We start from the raw sequence: 22,151 nt of genomic DNA, 5'->3' as shown, positions 1-22,151 counted from the left end.
ATGGCAGATTCAACGTTCGACGTCGTCAGCAAGATCGACAAGATGGAGGCGGACAACGCCCTGAACCAGGCCCACAAGGAGGTCGAGCAGCGCTACGACTTCAAGAACGTCGGCGCCTCGATCGCCTGGAGCGGCGAGAAGATCCTGATCAAGGCCAACACCGAGGAGCGGGCGAACGCCATCCTCGACGTCTTCCAGTCGAAGCTGATCAAGCGCGGCATCAGCCTCAAGAGCCTCGACGCGGGCGAGCCCTTCGCGTCCGGCAAGGAGTACCGGATCGAGGCCACCCTCAAGGAGGGCATCGACCAGGAGCACGCGAAGAAGATCAACAAGATCATCCGCGACGAGGCGCCGAAGTCGGTCAAGTCGCAGATCCAGGGCGACGAGCTCCGCGTCTCCTCGAAGAGCCGCGACGACCTCCAGGCGACCATGGCGCTCCTGCGCGGAGCCGACCTCGAGCTCGACCTCCAGTTCGTCAACTTCCGCTGAGGAATGACGCACACGGGAGCACGCGCGTGACCGCCGGAATCGACGAGCCCGACTGTCGGGGCCGCACCGGACTCGACAGGGACGGGCTCGACCTCGTCGGGAACCCCGACGTGGTCGTGAAGGAGGTCACCCTCCTCTCGAGCGACTGGTACGTCCTCCGCACCACCCGCTTCGACTACCGGCACCGCGACGGCAGCTGGACGAGCGAGCAGCGCGAGACCTACGACCGGGGGAACGGCGCGGCGGTCCTGCTCTACGACGCCGACGCGCGCACCGTTGTCCTGATCCGGCAGTTCCGCTACCCCGCGTACGTGAACGGCGACCTCGACGGGATGCTCCTCGAAGTGCCCGCCGGTCTCCTGGACGAGGACGGGCCCGAGGAGGGCGCCCGCCGCGAGGCGTCCGAGGAGACCGGACTCGAGGTCGGCCGGCTCGAGCACGTGTTCGACGCGTTCATGAGCCCCGGCTCGGTCACCGAGAAGCTGCACTTCTACGCGGGGCGCTACCGCGCGGGGACCCGCAGCGGAGCGTTCGCGGGACTCGCCGACGAGGGCGAGGACATCGAGGTCCTCGAGCTCTCGTTCGACGAGGCGCTGACCCAGATCGGCGTGCAGATCGTCGACGCGAAGACGATCATGCTCCTGCAGTGGGCGGCCCTGTCCGGCCCGTTCTCGCGCTGACCCGCGGACGTCGCGGCTCCGTGCGCCTCAGCGCGCGTACTCGGCGAGGGCGCGTCCGGTCAGCGTGTCCGCCGCCGCGAGCCCGACCGGAGTCCCCTCGAAGACGATCGTCCCTCCGTCGTGCCCGGCTCCGGGCCCCACGTCGATGATCCAGTCCGCGTGCGCCATCAGGGCGCGGTGGTGCTCGATCACCACGACCGAGTTCCCGGAGTCGACCAGCCGGTCGAGCAGTCCGAGCAGCGTGTCGACGTCCGCGAGGTGCAGGCCCGTGGTCGGCTCGTCGAGCAGGTAGACGGATCCGGACGAAGCCATGTTGATCGCGAGCTTGAGGCGCTGACGCTCGCCCCCGGACAGCGTGTTCAGCGGCTGTCCGAGCGTGAGGTAGCCGAGACCGACGTCGACGAGACGGGCGAGCACCGTGTGCGCCGGTCCGCTCGCGAAGAACTCCGCGGCGTCGACGATCGGCATCGAGAGCACCTCGTGGATGTTCCTCCCGCGGAGGCGGTACTCGAGCACCTCAGCGGTGAACCGCTTGCCGTCGCACTCCTCGCAGACCGACGAGACCGTCGCGGCGGGGCCCAGCTCGGTGAAGATCATCCCGGCCCCCTTGCAGACGGGGCAGGCGCCTGCCGAGTTCGCGCTGAAGAGCGCCGGTCTCACACCGTTCGCCTTCGCGAAGGCCGCCCGGATCGCGTCGAGGACCCCGGTGTAGGTCGCCGGATTGCTGCGCCGCGAGCCGCGGATCGGCGACTGGTCGGCCACCACCACGCCAGGCCGCCCCGCGAGCGAGCCGTGCAGGAGCGACGACTTCCCCGACCCTGCGACTCCGGTGACGACGGTCAGCACGCCCAGCGGGACGTCCACGTCGACGCCGCGGAGGTTGTGCGTGGAGGCCCCGCGGATCTCCACCGCCCCGGTCGGACGGCGTACGGCCTCCTTCAGCGGGACGCGGTGACCGAGATGACGGCCCGTCAGGGTGTCGGACGTGCGCAACTGCGCCACCGTCCCCTCGAACCGCAGCTCGCCGCCGTGCGCACCGGCCCTCGGACCGAGGTCGACCACGTGATCGGCGATCTCGATGATCTCCGGCTTGTGCTCGACCACCAGGACGGTGTTGCCCTTGTCCCGCAGGCGGCGCAGCAGCTCGATCATGCGCGAGACGTCGTGCGGATGCAGACCCGCCGTCGGCTCGTCGAAGACGTACGTGACGTCCGTGAGGCTCGACCCCAGATGCCGCACCATCTTGACCCGCTGCGCCTCACCGCCCGAGAGGGTGCCCGACTCCCGATCGAGCGACAGGTAGCCGAGGCCGACCTGGACGAGTGCGTCGAGCGTCCCGAGGAGGGTCTCGACGATAGGAGCGACGGACGGCGCCTGCAGTCCGCGGAGCCACGCGGCGAGGTCGGTCGCCTGCAGCGCGGCGCACTCGGCGATGTTCCGGCCCCCGATGCGCGACTCCAGTGCGGCGCGGGTGAGCCGGCCGCCTCCGCACTCGGGGCAGGCGGCGAAGGTGGCCACCCGCTCGGCGAAGGCGCGGATGTGCGGCTGCGCCGCCTCCTTCGCCAGGTAGAGGCGGGTGACCTTCACCAGGAGGCCCTCGTAGGTCATCGTCATCCCGGCGATGGCCATCTTCGTGGCCGGACGGTAGAGGAACGCGTCCATCTGCTCGGGCGTGAAGTCGGCGATCGGCACATCGGCCGGATAGAGGCCGGACTCGGCGAGGCCCTTCCAGTACCAGCCGCCGACGACGAAGTTGGGGATCGCGTCGAGAGCACCGCCCTCGAGCGACTTCGAGCGGTCGATCAGCGCGTCGAGGTCGATGCTCGACACCCGGCCCGTCCCCTCGCACCGGGGGCACATCCCCTCCGGCAGGTTGAAGGAGAACGCACCGCTCGTGCCCGCGTGCGGGTCGCCGATCCGGCTGAAGAGGATCCGCAGCATCGTGTACGCGTCGGTCGCCGTGCCGACCGTGGACCGGCCGTTCGACCCCATCCGCTCCTGATCGACGACGATCGTGGCCGACAGTCCGTCGAGCGACTCCACGTCCGGGCGAGCCGGCGACCCCATGAACTGCTGCACGAAGGCGGAGTAGGTCTCGTTGATGAGGCGCTGGGACTCGGCCGCGATGGTGCCGAAGACCAGCGACGACTTGCCGGAGCCCGAGACCCCGGTGAACACGGTGATCCTCCGCTTCGGGATGTCGACGTCGATCCCCCGGAGGTTGTTCTGGCGCGCACCGCGCACCCGGATGACGTCGTGGGGCGCGGCCGTGGTCATGCTGTCTCCGTCCAGAGCGGTGCCCGAATCCTAGAGGAGGCGCAGGGCGTCCACGCCGGAACGACGAACGGCCCTCCGGACTGCACCGGAGGGCCGTTCGGAGACCACGCGTCAGAGCGCTGCCGGCTCCGCCCGCGAGATCGCGATCATGTCCTCGCGGGGAACGACCTTCACCCGCGCACGGCCCTCGGGCTCGCCGAGCGCCATCTCGTGCTCGTCCAGCCGGTGCCAGCCGTCGAGATCCGTGTAGGCGATCTCCCGCTCCTCGAGCAGGGCGACCACGGCCGCCTCCTCGGGGTGCTCGGGCGTCCACCAGGACGCCTGGTCGTTGAGCACGTGCGCGACAGTCTCCATGGCGTCGGACTTGGTGTGCCCGATGAGGCCCACCGGTCCGCGCTTGATCCAGCCGGTCGCGTAGACGCCGTGGACCTGCTGGTCCTCGTCGTCCAGGACCTGGCCCTCGCGGTTCGGGATCACGCCGCGCATCTCGTCGAACGGGAGGCCATCGAGCGGCGAGCCGAAGTAGCCGACCGCGCGGTACACGGCCTGCACCGGGACCTCGCGGATCTCACCCGTGCCGCGCACTCCGCCCTCGCCGTCCGGCTCGGTGCGCTCGTACCGGATCGCGCCGACCCGACCGGATCCGTCGTCCACGAACTCGAGCGGCTTCGCCCAGAAGTGCAGGTGGAGACGACGCGAGGCGCTCCCGACCTCACGGGTGCGCCACTGGTTGAGCACCCGGTTGATGACCATGACCTGCTTGTTGGTCGCGATGGCGGCCTCCGAAGCGGGATCGAGGTCGAAGTCCTCGTCGGCGACGATCATGTCGACGTCGCGCAGCTCGCCCAGCTCGCGCAGCTCCAGCGGCGTGAACTTCACCTGAGCGGGACCGCGGCGCCCGAAGACGTGCACGTCGGTGACAGGAGACGCCTTCAGCCCCTCGTAGACGTTCGGCGGGACCTCGGTGGGCAGGAGGTCCTCGGCGTGCTTCGCCAGCATCCGCGAGACGTCGAGCGCGACGTTGCCGTTGCCGATGACAGCGACGGAGGACGCCTCCAGCGGCCAGGTGCGCGACACATCGGGGTGGCCGTCGAACCAGCTGACGAAGTCGGCCGCACCGTAGGAGCCCTCGAGCTCGACACCCGGGACGTCGAGCGGAGCGTCCCGAACGGCGCCGGTCGCGAAGATCACGGCGTGGTAGTGCCGCTTGAGATCCTCGAGCGTGATGTCGGTCCCGAAGTGCACGTTGCCGAAGATGCGGATGTCGCCCCGGTCGAGCACCTCCCGCAGCGCGGTGATGATCCCCTTGATGCGCGGGTGATCGGGCGCGACGCCGTAGCGGACCAGGCCGTAGGGCGCGGGCAGGTGCTCGAACAGATCGATCGAGACGTCGTACTTCTTCTCGGCCTTGATCATGAGGTCGGCGGCGTAGATGCCCGCGGGACCCGCGCCGACGATGGCCAGCCTGAGCTTGGTCATTGCGTTCCTCCTGCCGGGGCGCCGCAGCGCACAACCGGTCTCATTCCTGCGGCGCAGGGCGCGCCGCGACGATCGGGGTCAGCCGTTGCGCTCGACGACGGTGTCGGCGAAGCGCGTCAGCGCCTTGCGGACGGAGCCGTCGGGCAGCGGAGCGAGGGCGGCGACGGCCTCGTCGGCCCACCGGTGGGCCTCGGCGAGGGTCTGCGCGGTGACGTCGTGATCGCGCAGCTGAGCGATGGCGTCCGAGATGTCGGCGCTCTGCTCCTCCGTGTGCGCGATGGCGTCGTTCGAGCGGCTCACATAGCTCTCGATGCGGGCGAGGAGAGCCGCGGCGTCCCTGTCCGAGGAGGCGCGCTCGCGCAGGCGCAGGATCGGCAGCGTCGACACGCCGGCGCGGATGTCCGTGCCGGGGTTCTTGCCGGTCTCCTCCGGCTGGGGAGAGAGGTCGATGACGTCGTCGACGATCTGGAAGGCGACGCCGATCTTCTCGCCGAAGACGCGCATGGCCTCCTCGTACTCCTCCGGAGCCTCCGAGAACGCGACTCCCGTGCGGCCCGCCGCGGCGATCAGGGACCCGGTCTTGTCGGCCAGGACGGACAGGTAGTGCTCGACCGGGTCCTCGCCGTCGGTCGGGCCGACCGTCTCGTGCAGCTGCCCGAGGACGAGCCGCTCGAACGTGTCGGCCTGGAGCCGGATCGCCTTGTCTCCGAGCTCGACCATCAGCTGGTTCGCGCGGGCGAAGAGCAGATCGCCCGTCAGGATGGCCACGTTGTTGCCCCACACGGTCTGCGCCGACGGGACGCCGCGGCGCTTCTCCGCCTCGTCCATGACGTCGTCGTGGTAGAGCGATGCGAGATGCGTGATCTCGATCGCCTGCGCACCGAGCAGGACCTGCGGCGTGTTGCCGCGGCCCAGCGACGCGGCCAGGAGGGTGAGCATCGGGCGCACACGCTTGCCGCCCGCCTCGAGGAGGTACCGGGTGGAGACATCGGCCACAGCGTCCGCGAAGGACAGCTGCCGGACGAGACCCTCCTCGACCTGCTCCAGACCCGCGTCGATCGCGCGGGCGAGAGCCCGGTCCGACGAGGAGGAGAAGATGCGCTCGGAGAGGCCGAGCTGCGCCGTCAGAGACGGGCTGCGACGGGCGACGGGCGCAGTGGCGTTCACAGGGAAACCCTAACGTCTCGGCCTGTGCGGACCCCGGTCGTCATCGGGTCGCCGCGATCGGCTTGACGCCGCGGTGCAGCGCCACGATGCCAGCGGTCAGATCGCGGTAGGCCACGCGCTCGAAGCCCGCCGCGCGGAGCCAGGCGGCGACGACGCTCTGCTCCGGCCAGGCCCGGATGGAATCGCCGAGATAGTCGTACGCAGGATTGTTCGACGACGCGAGGCGCACGACGGCGGGCATGACCGTCGACAGGTAGAAGTCGTACGCGGCGGCCAGCGGAGCGATCGGCGGAGTCGAGAACTCGCAGATCACGACCCGGCCGCCGGGCTTCAGCACACGCAGGAACTCGGCGAGCGCCGTCCTCGGCTCGGCCACGTTGCGCAGACCGAACGAGATGGTCACGGCGTCGAACGACTCGTCCTCGAACGGGAGGTCCATCGCGTCGGCCTGGACGAACTCGATCCGGTCGTTGCCCGCCTGACGGCGACGGCCGACGGCGATCATCCCCGGGGAGAAGTCGGCTGCGACGACCTGGGCGCCCGACCGCGCCAGCGACGCGCTCGACGTTCCGGTGCCGGCCGCGATGTCGAGGATGCGCTCACCGGGAGCAGGGTTGACGGCGCGAGTGGTCGCGATCCGCCAGAGCCGGTCGTTCCCCACCGAGAGGAGTCCGTTCACCAGGTCGTAAGCGGGAGCCACGGTGTCGAACATCGAGGCGACCTCGTCGGGCCGTTTGGTGAGGTCTGCCTTCGTCACGATCCGCAAGTCTACGGCGAGACGCGGGACGGCAGCTGTGCATCCGCCGTCCCGCGCCGGTCGGCGCGCTCCCCCCTGGGGAAGCGCCGGGACCGCCCCGCTCCGCCTCGCGCGGCGGCCCCGGACCGGATCACGGTAGCAACGGAGCCCTCCGCCCCGAGCCCCGCGGCATGGGACGTCCCATCCTCTGGCGCGGGCGTACCCTGCTGAGGTGACGCTCATCGGCGCTGGAACCCCCCTGCTGCGTGCGGAGACGACTCCACTCGACTCTCCGCCGTCGCTCCTCTCCCACTCCGACCCGAGGCGGCCCCTCCTCTGGCAGCGCGACGGCGCCGGGCTCAGCGGACACGGCGAGGCCCTGCGCCTCGAGTTCTCGGGCCCGGAACGGCTGCGGGAGGCGGCGGCAACCTGGCGTCGGCTCTGCGACGCGGCGACGGTGGAGGACCGGGTCGGACTGCCCGGGACGGGGCTGGTCGCGTTCGGGACCTTCGCTTTCTCGAGCCGATCCGAGGCGACGAGCGTGCTGATCGTGCCGCGCACCGTGATCGGGACGCGCGACGGCCGGTCATGGCTGACGCGGATCACGATCGGCGAGGCGGAGAGACCGTATACGCCGAGCGAGGAGCCGCTGGGGGCGGAGTACCACGTGCCGCTCTCGCCGGGTGCGCTGCCGCCGGACGGGTACCGCGCGGCGGTCGCTGCCGCGGTGGAGACGATCCGGGCGGGTGAGCTGTCCAAGGTCGTGATCGCGCGCGATCTGCAGGGGCGGCTCCCGCCGGGGGCGGACCTGCGTCGGATGCTGGGTGCGCTCACCGAGCGGTACCCGGACTGCTGGGGCTTCGCCGTGGACGGATTCCTCGGCGCCAGTCCGGAGACGCTGGTCGCGGTCGATCGGGGCGAGATCTCGGCGAGGGTGTTGGCCGGCACGGCCGCACGAGGCGAGGATCCCCTCGCCGACGCGGACGTGGAGGCCGCTCTGCTCGAGAGTCCGAAGGACCGCTCGGAGCACGCTTTCGCTCTCGCCAGTCTGGTCCGGGAACTCGAGCCCCACACACGGGAGCTGACGGCGGGCGCCGCCCCGTTCACGCTCCGCCTGCCGAATCTCTGGCACCTCGCGACGGACGTGCGAGGAATTCTGGGCGACTCCTCCAGCGCGCTCGATCTCGTCGATGCTCTTCACCCGACCGCGGCAGTGGCCGGCACTCCGACCGCCGACGCCCTTGCGCTCATCGAGCACCTGGAGCCCTTCGACCGCGGTCGGTACGCAGGACCCGTCGGCTGGATCGACGGCAACGGCGACGGCGAGTGGGCTGTCGGACTCCGCAGCGCCGAGGTCACGGCCGAGGGCGCGGTCACGGCCTGGGCGGGCGCCGGCATCGTGGCCGACAGCGTTCCCGAGTCCGAGCTCGCCGAGACCCGCATGAAGTTCCGCCCGATCACCGACGCGCTGGCCTGACGCACGTCGGGAGTCGTTGAAGCCGTCGGCTACCCCGCCGGGTCGCTCTCGAGCCGGGGAACCCCCGGCCGTCGTCCTGCGCCCACCGGCGGTCGCCCGGGCAGCGCCGGCGGTCTGGTCGTCACCCGGCGGCCGGTCGGTGTGGTCCAGTCCGCTGTGCCGTCCGGATGGAGCAGATACGTCCAGCGGTCGCCGTGGCGCACGTGGTGGTGGGCGACGCACAGGGAGGCGAGGTTGTCGGGAGTCGTCTCTCCCCCGTTCCGCCATTCGACGCTGTGGTCGGTCTCCGTCGAGGACGCCGGCCGGGTGCAGCCCGGGAAGCGGCAGGTCTGGTCGCGGAGGCGGACCAGCAGCCTCATCCTCGGCGGCGGGAGGCGGTGGCGGCGCCCGACGGAGACGACCGCGCCGGTCTCCTCGTCGGTCACCACGGGAGTGAAGGCGGCGTCGTCGTCGATGAGCGCTCGCACCGCCTCGGCGGGGATCGGCCCGTAGCCGTCGAGCTCGGCGGCCGCCTCGTCGTCACCCGCGGCGGTGCTCGCTGCCACGGTGACTCTCACCTCGGCGCGCAGCCCGGTCGAGGGCGCCGCGGCGCCCTCCGGAGTGGTCCCCGCCACGTCCCCGCGGCAGAGCAGGTCGGCCCACGCATCGGCGCGGAGCTGCGCCAGCGTCCGCAGATCGCGGTCCCCTCCGGCGCCGTCCCGCAGGTCCCTCGCGATGCGGTCGAGTCGGGCGAGCGCTCCGACGGCCTCGGGCGCGGGGACGTGCGCGCAGACCGTCGCCATGCCGTCGATCCCGGCTGTCATCCACACCCGGCGGTCCTCGCGGGCGCGAGCGTGCCGCTCGGCGAGGGGCTCGTCGTGCAGCTCCTCCCGCACCCGCGCGAGGGCGTGGCGCAGCTGCCCCGGGGTCAGCGTCTCCGCGAGGTCGACGGCCCGGTCGTCGTAGGCCGCGCGCGCCGCTGCGGGGAGGGTCGCCGCGACGGAGCAGATGAGCTGGCCGGCTTCCCAGCGCATCCTGGCGTCGGCGAGCGCGGAGCGGGTCCGCGGCAGCTCCTCCATCAGGAGCGAGGCGTGCAGCAGCTCCCTGGCGGCGGTGCGCTCGGAGACCCCGAGGGCGACGGCGAACTCCGCTCGGATCGACCGTTCGACGAGGTCCGTCGCATCCTTGCTGTCCGTCGAGGAGCCTCGGGCGAACGCGTCGGGACAGGTCAGCGCCGCGCGGTGTCCCGCGTGCAGCGCCTCCGCCGCGGTCAGGAGCACCGGGGAGGCGCTCCTCGCGAGCGCCGCCGCCCGGTCGCCGAGGGCGAGGACCTCTCCTCGCACCGTCTCCGCATCAGCCATGCCTCCAGCGAAGCAGCAGCAGACGAGCTGCGGAGCTCGAACGAGGCTTCCCCGGGAGAACAGCGTCCGACGACGACCTGTGGAGGACCGACCGACCGGACCCGTGCGGACTCAGCGCTCGAGCCGGATCTCCACGATGCCCGGCCCGTCGCCCGGCGAGGTCAGCGCCTGCTCCAGCTCGCCGCGCGTCGCCGCACGACGGTGGCCCCACCCGTAGGCGCGCGCGAGAGCCTCCAGATCGGCGTTCTGCGGGGTGAACTGTACGCGGTCGAACGCATCGGGATGCGAGCTCGACGCGACCTCGAGTCCGTCGAAGATCGTGCCGCCCCCGTCGTTCACGACGACGAGCTGAACGCGCGGGCGTCGCTCTCCGGGCGGGAGGAGGAGGCCGCCGGCCTCGTGGAGCAGAGTGAGATCACCGAGGACCGCGCGGGTGACTCCGCCCGCTCCCTGCTCGACGGCCTGCGAGGCCACCGCGATCCCGAGAGCCGTCGAGATCGTGCCGTCGATGCCGGCGAGGCCGCGGTTCGCCAGGACGGGTATCCGCTTGCCCGGCAGGGTCCCGTCGGCGACGCGGATCAGCCGCGACGCTCCGAACAGCAGCCGGTCGTGCGGCCAGGTGACCTTCCAGACCGCGGCGACGACGAAGTCGCGGGTGAGCGGTGCCCTGATCGCGGCGAGGGCGTTGCGCGCGTAGCCGCGGCGGTCCTCGACCGACATCGACCCGGCGTCGGGGACCTCGTCCAGCTCGTCGGGGTCGACCGTCAGGGCGCGGCTCGCGGACACCCAGGATCCGGCCCAGGCGCGCTCGCCGCGCTCGGGACGCGGCGACCCCTCGGGGCGGACCACGTCGACGCCTCCGACGCGGCGGGCGCGCCGGCCGGGGTTGTAGAACTGCTCGCGCACGGCGTCCACGACGATCACCTCGACGTCCTCGCGCCGCAGCAGCTCGGGGACCTCGCGGGAGAGCGTCGGGTGTCCGAGCACGATCGCCCGGCGGATGCGTCCGCCGAAGTCGGGCTCGCCGAGCAGGCCCCGCCAGGCGACGACGAGTTGCGGTCCGAAGCGGGCGCCGGAGGAGACCTCGGCGAGCAGCGGCCAGTCGCCGGCGCGAGCGATCTCCTCGGCCGCGGCGCCCGCCTTGTCCCCGGCGATGACGACCGTGAGCGGCTCACCAGGGCCGGCGGTCACGACGGCACCCGGGATCCCGGATCCGACGGCGGGCGACGAGACCGGTTCGATCCGCTCGATGTCGGGCAGAGCGGAGGAGAGCGGATCGCGGAAGGAGAGGTTCAGATGGACCGGCCCGCGGCGCGCCGCGGTGACGGCACGATCGGCGAGCGCCCGCGCGTCCTCGGGCAGGGAGGCGTCGTCCGGAGCAGCGACGTCCTCGAACAGCCGCACGGCACGCCCGTACAGCTCGCGCTGCTCGGCCGTCTGGTTCGAGCGGATGCCGCGCAGCTCGTCGGGCCGGTCGGCGGTCAGGACGATCATCGGCACGTCCGAGGCGTCCGCCTCGAGCACGGCCGGGTGCAGGTTCGCGGTCGCCGTGCCGGAGGTCGTGATCACGAGCGCCGGCATCCGGGATTCGAGGGCGAGGCCCAGCGCCAGGAACCCCGCGGAGCGCTCGTCGATCCGCACGTGCAGCCGGATGTCGCCGCGGGTCTCGAGCTCGGCCGCCACCAGGGCGAGCGCCTGCGAGCGGGAGCCCGGAGCGACGACGACGTCGCGGACGCCGAGCGCGACGAAGCGGGTGAGGAGGTCGACCGCGAATCGGGTGGAGGGGGCGACCGGCCGGTGCTCAGGCATCCCGGCGGCCGGGGCCGTCGGCCTCGCCCTGCTCGTCCATCTCGGCGAGGTCGCGCTCGAGCTGGGCGATGCGCTCGGCCTGCAGGCGCTCCTCCTCGGGGTCGCGCTCGGTGCGGAGGGTGCCGAGGAAGTCGGGGTCGTCGTCCGGAGCGGTGTAGCGGCGGCCGGCGGCGCGCTGCTTGCGAGGGCGGCCGATCCAGAACCACAGTCCCGCACCGATGACCGGGAGGATCAGCACCACCAGGAGCCAGGACCACTTCGGGATCGCCCGCACGGCGTGACGGTTGCTCATCGCGACGTCGATCACGGTGTAGACCGTGAAGACGGCGAGGGCCACGAGCAGGCCGATGACGAGGCGGATCATGGACACGAGTCTACGTCCGGCACCCCCGTCGGGGAGGGTCCGCACGGACGCTGGACAGGAGGCTCCCACGGTGCTCACGGAAGCGCGTGCAGGGGCCGACGTACACTGTCCCGGTGAAACTGAGCCGCGCGGTCGTCGTCTACTCGCTCCTGCGCCTGGCGATGTTCGCCGGCGTCTTCGTGCTGGTGTACCTGCCGGCGCGCACCTTCGTCGACTCGGAGCTGACGGCCGCGGTCACCGCGGGCTTCGTCGCCGCGATCGCGAGCCTGTCCCTCTCCTACATCCTGCTGAGGAAGCCCCGCGAGCGCATCGCGGAGGCGATCTACGAGCGCCGCAAGGACGTCCCGCGCGCCCCGACCGACGACGACGTCGAGGACGCCGCGGTCGACGCGACCCGCGACGACCGCTGAGCCGGGCGCTCCCGCCGGCGAGGGCTCCCCTCGGACGCGCGCCCGCTCGCACCAGGCCCGGCGCGCATCAGCCGGTCTCCTCCGAACCCGGCCCACCCGAGCCCGCCTCGTGCGAGCCGCCGCTCTAGAACGCCAGCGCCGCCCCGAGGATGACCGCGTAGGCGAGCCCGCCCAGGCTGGTCAGCTGCAGCGCCAGGATGAGTTCCTTCGCCGTCTTCGCCGTCAAGGTGATCAGGATGGCCGGCAGGATCATCAGAAGCACGAAGAGCGTCAGCCACGCCAGCGGGTAGAACAGCGCGAGGATCACCGCGATGCCGAACGGGATCAGCACGAAGCCCGTGTAGATCGCCCGGGACACGGCCGGTCCCGCGAGGACCGCGAGGGTCCGCTTGCCCGAGAGGCGGTCGGTCGGGATGTCGCGGATGTTGTTGACCATGAGCACGGCGCAGGCGAACAGGCCCGCCGCCACGGCGCCGAGCCACGACTCCTGGTTGGTGCGGCCGATCTGCACGAACGTGGTGCCGACGGTGGCGACCAGGCCGAAGAACACGAAGACGAAGAGCTCGCCGAGCCCGAGGTAGCCGTAGGGGCGGCGTCCGCCGGTGTAGAACCAGCCGGCCGCGATCGCCGCCGCGCCGACGATCAGGAACCACCACTGCCCCGAGAGGGCGGTGAGCACGAGGCCGGCGACGGCCGCGATCCCGAAGAAGACCAGGGCGACGGTGAGCACCTGGCGGGGCTTCGCCGCTCCGGAGCCGGTCAGCCGCGAGGGTCCGACGCGGTTGGCGTCGGTGCCGCGCACGCCGTCGGAGTAGTCGTTGGCGTAGTTGACGGCGATCTGCAGGGCGAGCGAGACGGCCAGGCAGAGCAGGGCGCGCACCCAGTGCCAGCCCTCGTCGACGACCTGGGTCGCTCCGGTGCCGATGAGCACGGGGGCGACGGCCAGCGGGAGGGTGCGGAGGCGGGCGCCGGCGATCCACTCGCGGGGACCGGCGGGCTTCACGACGATCGTTCGCGGGCTGCCCCCGGGGCGGCCGCTGGAGGACTTCTTCTTGCGACTCGTACTCGACACGGAGGGAATCCTACCCACCGGCCCGTCGACGCTCGGAGCCGGTCAGCCCTGCTCGGCGAGCACCTCGAGGGCGCGGCGGTCGGGCTTCCCGGAGGCGAGGAGGGGGATGCGGCCGACGGGCAGCACGACCGCAGGAGCGGCGGCGCGCCCGAGGCGGTCGGCGATCAGGGTGCGCAGGTCGGTGAGCGCGGGAGCCTCCTCCGCCGTGACGACGACCGGGACCTCGCCCCACTGCTCGTCCGCCCGCCGCACGACGACCGCGTCGGGGACGGGCCCCTCGCGGAGCACGGCCTCGACGGCGTCGAGCGACACCTTCTCCCCGCCCGACACGATCACGCGGTCGAGCCGACCGGTCACCCGGAGGCGCCCGTCGACGATCGACCCCGCGTCGCCCGTGCGGTACCAGCGCTCCCCGTCGAGCTCGAGGAAGGCGGAGGCGCTGCGCTCGTGGTCGATCGCGCCGTCGGCGTCGAGGTAGCCCTCCGCGAGGGTCGGGCCGCCGAGCAGCACCTGCCCGTTCTCGACGCGCATCCGCACGTCGTGGAGCGGGACGCCGTCGTAGACGCAGCCGCCGGACGTCTCGCTCGATCCGTAGGTCAGGCGGATGCGCGCACCGAGGGCGGCGGCGCGGTCCCGCAACGGCTGCGGCGTCGCCTGGCCGCCGATCAGGAGCGCGTCGAACGAGCGGAGCGCCTCGGCCGCGGCCGGATCGCGCTCGGCGAGGTCCAGCAGCCGCGCGAGCTGCACGGGGACCAGCGAGGAGTACCGCCGCTCCCCCGCCGGCATCGTCCGAGCGAGAGCGAGGAAGGCCGCCGCGTCGAAGCCGCCGGCCGGGAGGACGACCGGGTCGGCCTCCGCGGTCAGCGAGCGGACGAGCACCTGCAGTCCCGCGACGTAGTGCGTCGGCAGGCAGAGCAGCCAGCGTCCCGGCCCGCCGAGCTCGGCGAGGGTCGTGGAGGCGCTGGTGAGCAGGGCCGCTGTCGAGAGCGCGACCCGCTTGGGCGGCCCCGACGACCCCGAGGTCTCGACGACGGCGGCGACGCGCTGCGGCACGACGGCATCCTCGGAGGCGGTCGCAGCGCCGGGGGCGGAGACGCGGATCGCCGGGCCGCTGCCGTCCAGGGCCGCGCGAAGAGCGAGGAGGACGGCCTCGACCGTCGCGTCGACACCGGCGAGCGGGCGGGTCACCTGCGTGCCCTCCGGCTCAGAACTGCCACGGGAACGGCGACCAGTCGGGCTCGCGCTTCTCGAGGAAGGAGTCTCGTCCCTCGACGGCCTCGTCGGTGCCGTAGGCGAGGCGCGTGGTCTCGCCCGCGAAGAGCTGCTGGCCCACGAGGCCGTCGTCCACGGCGTTGAACGCGTACTTCAGCATCCGGATGGCCGTGGGCGACTTGGTGAGGATCGTCTCGGCCCACTCCACCGCGGTCGTCTCGAGCTCGGCGTGCGGGACGACCGCGTTCACGGCGCCCATCTCGTAGGCGCGCTGCGCGGAGTACTCCCGCGCGAGGAAGAACACCTCGCGCGCGGCCTTCTGCCCGATCTGGCGGGCGAAGTACGCCGAGCCGTAGCCCGCGTCGAAGGAGCCGACGTCGGCGTCCGTCTGCTTGAATCGCCCGTGCTCGGCGGAGGCGAGGGTGAGGTCGCAGACCACGTGCAGCGAGTGCCCGCCTCCCGCGGCCCAGCCGGGGACGGCCGCGATGACGACCTTCGGCATGAAGCGGATGAGGCGCTGCACCTCGAGGATGTGCAGGCGGCCGTTCCGCGCGGAGTCGATGCCCTCGGCGGTCTCGCCGTCGGAGTACCGGTAGCCGTCGCGGCCGCGGATCCGCTGGTCTCCTCCCGAGCAGAACGCCCAGCCTCCGTCGCGCGGGCTCGGGCCGTTGCCGGTGAGGATGACGACGCCGATGCGCGGGTTCGTCCGGGCGTCCTCGAGGGCGCGGAACAGCTCGTCGACCGTGCGCGGCCGGAACGCGTTGCGGACCTCGGGCCGGTCGAACGCGACCCGCGCGATGCGGCCGGAGCGGTCGTGGTGGTAGGTGATGTCCTCGAGTGCGTCGAAGCCGTCGACGGCCGCCCAGCGGTGCGCGTCGAACAGTTCGGAGACCTGCGTGCTCATGTCACGACCCTACTGATCCGGACTGCACGGCGACTCGACACCGCTCGGGCAGACGGAAGGGGACCCCGCTGACGCGGAGTCCCCTTGCCGGTGCTCGCCCCTACTTGGCGGCGGAGGTGGTGCGGTTCTCGGCCGACACCATCCAGGCGTACTGCTCGAGGCTCTGGATGATCGCGTGGAGGAGGTCCGCGCTGGTCGGGTCCTCCTCGTCCACCTGGTCGTGGACCTCGCGCATGGTGGCGGCGGTGTTCTCGAGGCGGATCGTGACCAGGTCGACGGTCTCGGCCGTGTCGATCTCGCCGTGCGGGTACTCGGGGAGGGTGGTGGTCGCGGCGACGGTGTCGCTGCGGCCGTCCGGGATCCCGTGGAGGGCGCGCATGCGCTCGGCGATGTCGTCGCTGAACTCGCGCGCGGCCTCGATGATCTCGTCGAGCTGCAGGTGGAGGTCGCGGAAGTTCTTGCCGACGACGTTCCAGTGGGCCTGCTTGCCCTGGACGTGGAGCTCGATCAGGTCGACGAGGACGATCTGGAGGCTGTCGAGCAGCTCCTTGGAGGCCTTGAAGCCCTTCTCGGCGTTCTGGCGGCGGCTGGTCTTGGCACCGGAGCCCGCGGGGGCTTCGACGTGGCGTTCGAGGGTGGTGGTCATGGACCGTTCCTTTCTCTTGCAGTGCCGGGTGCGGTGTCCCGCCCCGAGTCTGGCTTCTTCGGCTGGACGGCGCCCGCACGCGCGGGGTGCGCGCGCTGGGCGGAGCCCGTGGTTGCAGGGATCAGATCGTGGCGACGGATCCGGAGTCGACGCGGTAGTTCGAGCCGTTCACGAACGAGGCGCGGTCGGAGCAGAGGAAGGCGATCACGGCTGCGACCTCCTCGGCCTCGCCCCGGCGCTTCAGCTCCATGTACGGCCGCTCCTCGTCGAGGAAGGACGAGATCGCCTCGTCGACCGAGGTGCCCCTCTGCTCGGCGCGCTTGGACATCATCGCGTCGGTCATCGGAGTGCGGATGAACGCGGGCGAGACCGTGTTCACGAGCAGGCCCTCCTGCGCGTAGGAGCGCGAGAGGCCCTTGGCGAAGGCGAGAACGCCCGCCTTCGCGGCGCAGTAGGGCAGTTCGTCGTCGTAGGGCTGCACGGCGTCCTCGGAGGCGGTGAGCACGAGCCGGCCCCAGCCTCCGGTGCGGAGGTCGGGGAGGAACTCGCGCACGAGCCGCACAGGCCCGAGCAGATCGACCTCGAGGGTGCTGGTCCAGCCCTCGTCGTCGATCTCGTGGAAGAGGCCCTGCGCCCCTGTGACTCCGGCGCACTGCACGAGGATGTCGATCGCGCCGACCGCTCCGGCCACCCGGCGGTGCAGCTCGGCGAGCTGCTCCGTGCTGGTGACGTCGGCGGCGAAGGCGTGCAGGCGGCCCTCCGGAGCGTCGAGCCCGGCCGCGGCCCGGTCCAGCTCCGCCTGGTCCTTGTCGGTGATCACGACGGCCGCGCCCTCGGCGAGGAGGAGCTGCGCCGTGGCCAGGCCGATGCCGGAGTCGCCTCCGGTGACGAGGGCGATGCGGCCGCTGATGCCGAGATCCATGCTGAGGTGCTCCTTGTGGGTGCGGTGCGAGGGGGTGGTACCGGTCTACGCCCCTCGGAGCCGGCCCTCAACGGGTTGCGCGGACGCCGTCGGCGGGGTTACGCGCGGCCGACCTTCTCCGGCGCCAGCTCCTCGATGGTGATGGCCGCGTTGATCAACGCGAGGTGGCTGAGCCCCTGCGGCAGGTTGCCCCAGAAGGCCAGGTCGTCGACCGCGATCATCTCGGACATGATCCCGACGTCGTTCGGGACCGTGGCGACGAGCTCGTCCATCAGGGCGACCGACTCGTCGTGCCGACCGACGCAGGCCAGGGCGGAGGCGAGCCAGAACGAGCAGGCCACGAACGGGTGCTCCTCGCCCTCCATGCCGGAGTAGCGGAACAGCAGCGCGCCGCGGCCGAGCTCGTTCACCAGGGCGTCGATGGTGGAGATCATCCGCTCGCCGCGCTCGTAGCCGCTGGGCGCGTGCAGGAGCACCGAGGCGTCCAGCTCCTCGCTGCCCGGGTACATCACGTAGGAGCCGAGCTCCTCGGACCAGCAGTGCTCCTCGATCCACTCCCGGATGCGGTCGCGCTCGAAGCGCCAGCGGTCGGGGCTGCCCGCGACCTGGCCGAGCTCCGCCAGGTGCACAGCCGCGTCGAGCGCCTGCCAGCAGCCCATCTTCGAGGAGGTGTAGTGCTGCTCCTCCTCCAGCTCCCACATTCCTGCATCGCGGTTCCGCCACAGGTCGCAGGTGGTGTCGGCGACGCGGGCGAGGAGCCGGCCGGTCTGGATGTCGAGGACGTTGCCCTCGTCGACGTAGATGCGGCAGATGTCGAAGAGGTCGCCGAAGACGCCCAGCTGAAGCTGGCTCTGCGCTGCGTTGCCGGCGACGACCGGGCCGATGCCGGCGTAGCCCGGGACGTCGAACTCCTCCAGGACGGTCGGCATGGAGCCGTCGAGTCCGTAGAAGATGTGCAGGTCCGGCCCGTGCTCCTTGATCGTGCGGAGGAGCCAGGACAGCGCGGCGTGCGTCTCCTCGCGCAGGCCGAAGCGCACCAGCGCGTGCATCGTGTACGCGGCGTCGCGCACCCAGGCGAAGCGGTAGTCCCAGTTCTTGCCACCGTTGGGCGACTCCGGGAGCGACGTGGTCGCGGCCGCGGCGATGGCTCCCGTGGGCGAGTAGATCAGCAGCTTGAGCGCGAGGGCGCTGCGCTGGACGGCCTCGGACCACGGGCCGTCGTAGGAGAACTCCTCCGACCAGTCCTGCCAGCTGCGGATGGTGCGGTCGATGCCGCGGTCGACGTTCTTCGCGACCGGGAAGTGCAGCGGCTCGTCGTGCGTGGCCGACACGACCAGGACGTGCCGCACGGCGTCCTTGCCCGCGGTGACGACGAAGGAGCCCGTCAGCTCGTCGCCGGCGCCGGAGGGCGCGTCGTCGCCGTCGGGCCCGTGCTCCTGGCCGGTGACGCCGATGGTGATGTCGCCGGCGCGGATGAGCGAGCGGCCGTCGGCGTTCTGGATCCACGGGGAGAACCGGCCGAGTCCCGTTCCGGGACGCACGGCCCACCGCATCCGCACCTCGCCGTCGACACCGTCCACGCGGCGCGCGAGCTCGGCCCACGGGAGGCGGCCCGCGATCCCGGTGACGAGCGCGTCCGTCACGCGGACGGTGCCCGACTCGGTGGTGAAGGTGGTCTCGAGGACGTTCGTGTCGCGGATGTAGGCGCGCGAGACCTCGGCGGGCTCCTCGGGGGCGAGCTCGACGCAGCCGCCGGACTCGGCGTCGATCAGGGCGGCGAAGGCGGGGGTGGAGCCGAGGTCCGGGACGGGCATCCAGTCGACGCTGCCGTCCTTCGCGATCAGGGCGACCGTGCGACCGTCTCCGATCGCGGCGTAGTCGCGCAGGGGCCTGGTCGAGCGGGGTGCAGCCATCCCCTCACCGTAGGGCGCGGGCGGTGCGCCGATTCGGGCTTGCGGGCGGACGGGCTTGCTTGTAGCGCCCGGTCAGGTCGTCGCGACTCCGCCGTACTCCTCGAGGCGGTCGGTGAACTCGCCGCGGTCCTCGTCCTGGAGGACCCCGTTCGCGTACCCGGCGAGGAACGCGCCCTGCGGGTCCGGCGAGAGGCCGACTCCGTCGAGCATGTCGGCGACCAGGCCGGTCGGATCGGCGTCGAGGTCCACGAGGCCCAGCTCGATCGCGGGCACGAGGTCGGCGGAGGAGCGCGCGGTGACGATCCAGAGCGCGGCCGAGGCCTCCTCGTCCGAGAGGTCGCCGTCGAGCTCGTAGCCCGCCTCCGACCACTCCTCGGGGGTGTCGGCTACCTCGACGTCGTCGAAGCCGAGGGGCGCGAGCGCTGCGGTGAAGCGGTCGACCGCCGCCTGCCTGTCGGCGTCGGTCGAGACGTCGGCGGCGGCGTACTCGGTCGCCGAGATGTAGTCGTAAAGAAGGGAGGGCCCGCCGTAGGCGTTCTGCGACTGCTCGTAGTACTCGTCGTCGGCCGAGGTCCACTCCTCGGGGACGGCGCCCTCGACGGCCGCGACGGCCTGCTCGGCACTCGCGCGCACGTCCTCCGCGGACGGCTGGCCGAGTATCGTCGCGGCGTCGCCGTCCTGGTAGCCGGGGTAGTCGTAGAGCGGATCGGACGGGTCCCCGCTGCCGAACGGGTCGTCCGTCGGGTCGCCGAACGGCTCGGCCGGAGCGCTCGTCGACGCGCTGCCGGCGGCGGAGTCGAGCGCGCCGCCCACTCCGACGGCGACGAGCGTGCCGAGCACGCCGGTGTAGACGACGCCCACGAGGAGGCTCGTGCCCAGCGCGATCCAGGCGCCCCTGCCGAGCGGGCGGCGGGAGGGGACGGAGCCCTGCGGGCCCGGGGCGGGCGCGGGCGGCGGGCTCATCGGCATGTGGCTCATCGCGCTCCTCCGGACTCCAACGGCAGCCTCGTCAGTCTGGCACCTCGGCGGGCGCTCGGAGGAGGGACCCCGGGGGCTTGCGCGCGCGTCGCCGACCTCCTGTGCGCGGGTGGCCGCCGTGCCGCCCCGGCCGGTGGACAATGGCCGGATGGACGACGTCGTGCCCGCCTCCCCGCTCCCCTCCCTCGGCGAGATCGACGCGGGACTCCGCGTCGTCGCTCTGCCGCTCCGCACCCGCTTCCGCGGCGTCGACCACCGCGAGATCGCGCTCGTGCGCGGCCCCGAGGGCTGGACCGAGTTCTCGCCCTTCCTCGAGTACGGCGCGGAGGAGTCGGCGGCGTGGCTCCGGGCGGCGATCGACTACGGCTGGAGCGAGCAGCCGGCGCCTCTGCGCGACCGCATCCCGGTGAATGCGACCATCCCGGCCGTCGCACCGCACGAGGTCGCCGCCGTGCTCGCGAGCTACCACGGCTGCCGCACGGCGAAGGTGAAGGTCGCCGAGCGCGGCCAGACGCTGGCCGACGACGTGGCCCGGGTCGTCGAGGTCCGCCGCCTGCTCGGTCCGGAGGGCCGGATCCGCGTGGACGCGAACGGCGGCTGGAACCTCGACGAGGCCGAGCACGCCGTCCACGCCCTCGCGGAGTCCGACCTCGAGTACGTCGAGCAGCCGTGCGCGAGCGTCGACGAGCTGGCGGAGCTGCGCTACCGGGTGAAGTACATGGGCATCCCGATCGCCGCCGACGAGAGCGTCCGCAAGGCCGCCGATCCACTCGCCGTCGCCCGGGCCGGAGCCGCGGACCTGCTGGTCGTGAAGGCCCAGCCGCTCGGGGGGACGCGCCGGGCGCTGGCCCTCGTCGCCGAGGCGGGGCTGCCGGCGGTGGTCTCGAGCGCGATCGACAGCTCGGTCGGACTCGCCATGGGCGCCGCCCTGGCCGCGGCGCTCCCCGAGCTGCCCTTCGACTGCGGACTCGGCACCGCGTCCCTCCTCGCCGCGGACGTCACGGAGCGGCCGCTGCGGCCGGTGGACGGCGGGATCCCCGTCGGCCGCGTGGAGGTCTCGGAGGAGCTCCTCTCCCGTCACGCCGTGTCACCGGAGCGGCTCGCCTGGTGGCGGGCGCGGCTCCGCGACTCCTACGCGCTGCTCTGATCGTCGGCGGCGGGCGCCGCGTCCGAGGAGCGGCAGAATGGGAGCGTCGGCCGCCGGTGCCCGACGCATCCCCCACCCTCGAGCATCGGAGCACCGTGAGCGCATCGACCGTCCCCGTCTTCCTCGACTGCGACACCGGCATCGACGACTCGCTCGCCCTGGCGTACCTCCTCCGCTCGCCCCGGGCCCGCCTCGTCGGGATCAGCACGGTCAGCGGCAACACCGACGCCCGCCGGGCCGCCGTCAACAGCCTCGGCCTGCTCGCGCTGGCAGGCCGCGACGACGTGCCGGTCGCCGTGGGGGCGCACCACTTCCTCGAGGAGGACTACGCCGGCGGATCTCCGCACGTGCACGGCGACGACGGCATCGGCGGGGTCGCGCTGCCCGAGGGCGGCGAGCCGGTCGACGAGGATCCGGCCGACCTCCTCCTCCGTCTCGCCCGCGAGCACGAGGGCGAGCTGCGGCTGGTCGCGATCGGCCCGCTGACGAATCTCGCGCTCGCCCTCCGTGCGCACCCGGAGATCGCGTCCCTCGTCCACTCGGTGACAGTGATGGGCGGAGCCGCGCTGGTCCCCGGCAACGTGACCGCCGTGGCGGAGGCCAACATCTGGCACGACCCGGCGGCCGCCGCCGAGGTCGTCGCGGCCGACTGGGATCTGACGCTCGTGCCCCTGGACGTGACCATGCGGCACCTGCTGACGGAGGAGGACCGCGCCGTCCTGCTCGCGTCGCCCGATCCCCTCGCGCAGGCCATCGGGCAGGCGCTCGACTTCTACTTCGACTTCTACGTCGGCCACTTCGGCGAGCGCACCGCTGCCATGCACGACCCCATGGCCGCCGCGATCGCCGTCGACGCCGTCGCCCTCACCTCCGCCCCGCGCGTCCACGTCACTGTCGACGCCACCCACGGCCCCGGCCGCGGCCAGACCGTCGCCGACCTCCGCGGCATCTACCGCGGCGTCCACCCCTTCGACGCCCGCACCCGCGTCGTCCTCGCCCTCGACGCCCCTTTCGCCCCCCACCTCATCGACGCCGATCCGACCGGCCTGGTCGCCGACATGCTCGACGGAGCCGGCCTCTCGCCGGACCCGCAGGGCGCGTTCCTCGCCGGGTACGTGAACGGGGCCCC

At 72.5% G+C, this 22,151-nt stretch carries 20 protein-coding genes; 6 read left to right on the top strand and 14 right to left on the bottom strand.

Annotated elements, in window-relative coordinates; all coding sequences use genetic code 11:
• Both C5C44_RS10965 and C5C44_RS10960 read left to right on the top strand, forming a co-directional pair.
• Window positions 1-489 carry a YajQ family cyclic di-GMP-binding protein gene (locus tag C5C44_RS10965; protein ID WP_104266742.1) on the top strand — a complete coding sequence of 163 codons (489 nt, stop codon included), beginning with the start codon at window positions 1-3 and terminating at the stop codon, window positions 487-489.
• A gap of 26 nt (window positions 490-515) precedes the next feature.
• The gene (locus C5C44_RS10960; RefSeq protein WP_104335856.1) at window positions 516-1,169 is read left to right on the top strand and encodes an NUDIX domain-containing protein; all 654 of its coding nucleotides are present in this window, start codon (window positions 516-518) and stop codon (window positions 1,167-1,169) included.
• A gap of 27 nt (window positions 1,170-1,196) precedes the next feature.
• Here C5C44_RS10960 and C5C44_RS10955 read toward each other — a convergent pair whose 3' ends face one another.
• The 4 genes from C5C44_RS10955 to ubiE form a co-directional block, all read right to left on the bottom strand.
• Window positions 1,197-3,446 (bottom strand): excinuclease ABC subunit UvrA, encoded by a 2,250-nt coding sequence (locus tag C5C44_RS10955; RefSeq protein ID WP_104249784.1) that lies wholly within the window; start codon window positions 3,444-3,446, stop codon window positions 1,197-1,199.
• Between the two features lie 111 nt (window positions 3,447-3,557).
• On the bottom strand, window positions 3,558-4,925 hold the full coding sequence (locus C5C44_RS10950) for an FAD-dependent oxidoreductase (protein ID WP_104249783.1): 1,368 nt from the start codon (window positions 4,923-4,925) through the stop codon (window positions 3,558-3,560).
• 78 nt (window positions 4,926-5,003) lie between these two features.
• Window positions 5,004-6,092, bottom strand: coding sequence for a polyprenyl synthetase family protein (locus C5C44_RS10945; protein ID WP_104223602.1), 1,089 nt, complete (start codon window positions 6,090-6,092; stop codon window positions 5,004-5,006).
• A 40-nt stretch (window positions 6,093-6,132) separates the two neighbouring features.
• Complete coding sequence (gene ubiE, locus C5C44_RS10940; protein ID WP_104226060.1) at window positions 6,133-6,849, bottom strand: bifunctional demethylmenaquinone methyltransferase/2-methoxy-6-polyprenyl-1,4-benzoquinol methylase UbiE; 717 nt, start codon at window positions 6,847-6,849, stop codon at window positions 6,133-6,135.
• 211 nt (window positions 6,850-7,060) lie between these two features.
• Between ubiE and C5C44_RS10935 the strand changes: the two genes are divergently transcribed.
• On the top strand, window positions 7,061-8,305 hold the full coding sequence (locus tag C5C44_RS10935) for an isochorismate synthase MenF (RefSeq protein ID WP_374953972.1): 1,245 nt from the start codon (window positions 7,061-7,063) through the stop codon (window positions 8,303-8,305).
• 29 nt (window positions 8,306-8,334) lie between these two features.
• Here the strand turns inward: C5C44_RS10935 and C5C44_RS10930 are convergent, their stop codons facing one another.
• The 3 genes from C5C44_RS10930 to C5C44_RS10920 all read right to left on the bottom strand — a co-directional run bounded on the left by C5C44_RS10930 (window position 8,335) and on the right by C5C44_RS10920 (window position 11,818).
• Window positions 8,335-9,645 (bottom strand): HNH endonuclease signature motif containing protein, encoded by a 1,311-nt coding sequence (locus tag C5C44_RS10930; protein ID WP_104335855.1) that lies wholly within the window; start codon window positions 9,643-9,645, stop codon window positions 8,335-8,337.
• A 111-nt stretch (window positions 9,646-9,756) separates the two neighbouring features.
• Window positions 9,757-11,454 carry a 2-succinyl-5-enolpyruvyl-6-hydroxy-3-cyclohexene-1-carboxylic-acid synthase gene (gene menD / locus C5C44_RS10925; RefSeq protein WP_104335854.1) on the bottom strand — a complete coding sequence of 566 codons (1,698 nt, stop codon included), beginning with the start codon at window positions 11,452-11,454 and terminating at the stop codon, window positions 9,757-9,759.
• Entirely contained in the window at window positions 11,447-11,818 is a 372-nt protein-coding gene (locus C5C44_RS10920) for a PLD nuclease N-terminal domain-containing protein (RefSeq protein WP_104262987.1), read from the bottom strand. The genes menD and C5C44_RS10920 overlap by 8 nt, the downstream gene beginning before the upstream one ends.
• A gap of 113 nt (window positions 11,819-11,931) precedes the next feature.
• On the opposite strand from C5C44_RS10920, the gene C5C44_RS10915 reads away from it, so the two are divergent.
• Window positions 11,932-12,228: a DUF4229 domain-containing protein gene (locus C5C44_RS10915; protein WP_104239140.1), complete on the top strand. Its 297-nt coding sequence runs from the start codon at window positions 11,932-11,934 to the stop codon at window positions 12,226-12,228.
• Between the two features lie 124 nt (window positions 12,229-12,352).
• On the opposite strand, the gene C5C44_RS10910 is transcribed toward C5C44_RS10915, so the two are convergent.
• The 7 genes from C5C44_RS10910 to C5C44_RS10880 form a co-directional block, all read right to left on the bottom strand.
• Entirely contained in the window at window positions 12,353-13,300 is a 948-nt protein-coding gene (locus C5C44_RS10910) for a 1,4-dihydroxy-2-naphthoate polyprenyltransferase (RefSeq protein ID WP_374953057.1), read from the bottom strand.
• A 42-nt stretch (window positions 13,301-13,342) separates the two neighbouring features.
• Window positions 13,343-14,488, bottom strand: coding sequence for an AMP-binding protein (locus tag C5C44_RS10905; protein ID WP_104323625.1), 1,146 nt, complete (start codon window positions 14,486-14,488; stop codon window positions 13,343-13,345).
• 16 nt (window positions 14,489-14,504) lie between these two features.
• Window positions 14,505-15,416 carry a 1,4-dihydroxy-2-naphthoyl-CoA synthase gene (locus C5C44_RS10900; RefSeq protein WP_068255374.1) on the bottom strand — a complete coding sequence of 304 codons (912 nt, stop codon included), beginning with the start codon at window positions 15,414-15,416 and terminating at the stop codon, window positions 14,505-14,507.
• A 100-nt stretch (window positions 15,417-15,516) separates the two neighbouring features.
• Complete coding sequence (locus tag C5C44_RS10895; protein ID WP_104223596.1) at window positions 15,517-16,062, bottom strand: Dps family protein; 546 nt, start codon at window positions 16,060-16,062, stop codon at window positions 15,517-15,519.
• A 121-nt stretch (window positions 16,063-16,183) separates the two neighbouring features.
• Window positions 16,184-16,984, bottom strand: a complete 801-nt coding sequence (locus C5C44_RS10890; RefSeq protein ID WP_104335853.1) for an SDR family NAD(P)-dependent oxidoreductase — start codon at window positions 16,982-16,984, stop codon at window positions 16,184-16,186.
• A 98-nt stretch (window positions 16,985-17,082) separates the two neighbouring features.
• The gene (locus C5C44_RS10885; RefSeq protein WP_104335852.1) at window positions 17,083-18,897 is read right to left on the bottom strand and encodes a glycoside hydrolase family 15 protein; all 1,815 of its coding nucleotides are present in this window, start codon (window positions 18,895-18,897) and stop codon (window positions 17,083-17,085) included.
• 72 nt (window positions 18,898-18,969) lie between these two features.
• Window positions 18,970-19,875 (bottom strand): hypothetical protein, encoded by a 906-nt coding sequence (locus C5C44_RS10880; protein ID WP_104335851.1) that lies wholly within the window; start codon window positions 19,873-19,875, stop codon window positions 18,970-18,972.
• A 148-nt stretch (window positions 19,876-20,023) separates the two neighbouring features.
• On the opposite strand from C5C44_RS10880, the gene C5C44_RS10875 reads away from it, so the two are divergent.
• Entirely contained in the window at window positions 20,024-21,022 is a 999-nt protein-coding gene (locus tag C5C44_RS10875; protein WP_104247928.1) for an o-succinylbenzoate synthase, read from the top strand.
• A gap of 95 nt (window positions 21,023-21,117) precedes the next feature.
• The coding region (locus C5C44_RS10870; RefSeq protein WP_104335874.1) for a nucleoside hydrolase at window positions 21,118-22,151 on the top strand (1,034 nt) is incomplete at its 3' end.

Source organism: Rathayibacter sp. AY1F6, assembly GCF_002932035.1.
Lineage (GTDB): Bacteria > Actinomycetota > Actinomycetes > Actinomycetales > Microbacteriaceae > Rathayibacter.
The sequence above is the reverse complement of the archived record's forward strand: the minus strand, read 5'-3'. Positions and strand labels throughout refer to the sequence as shown.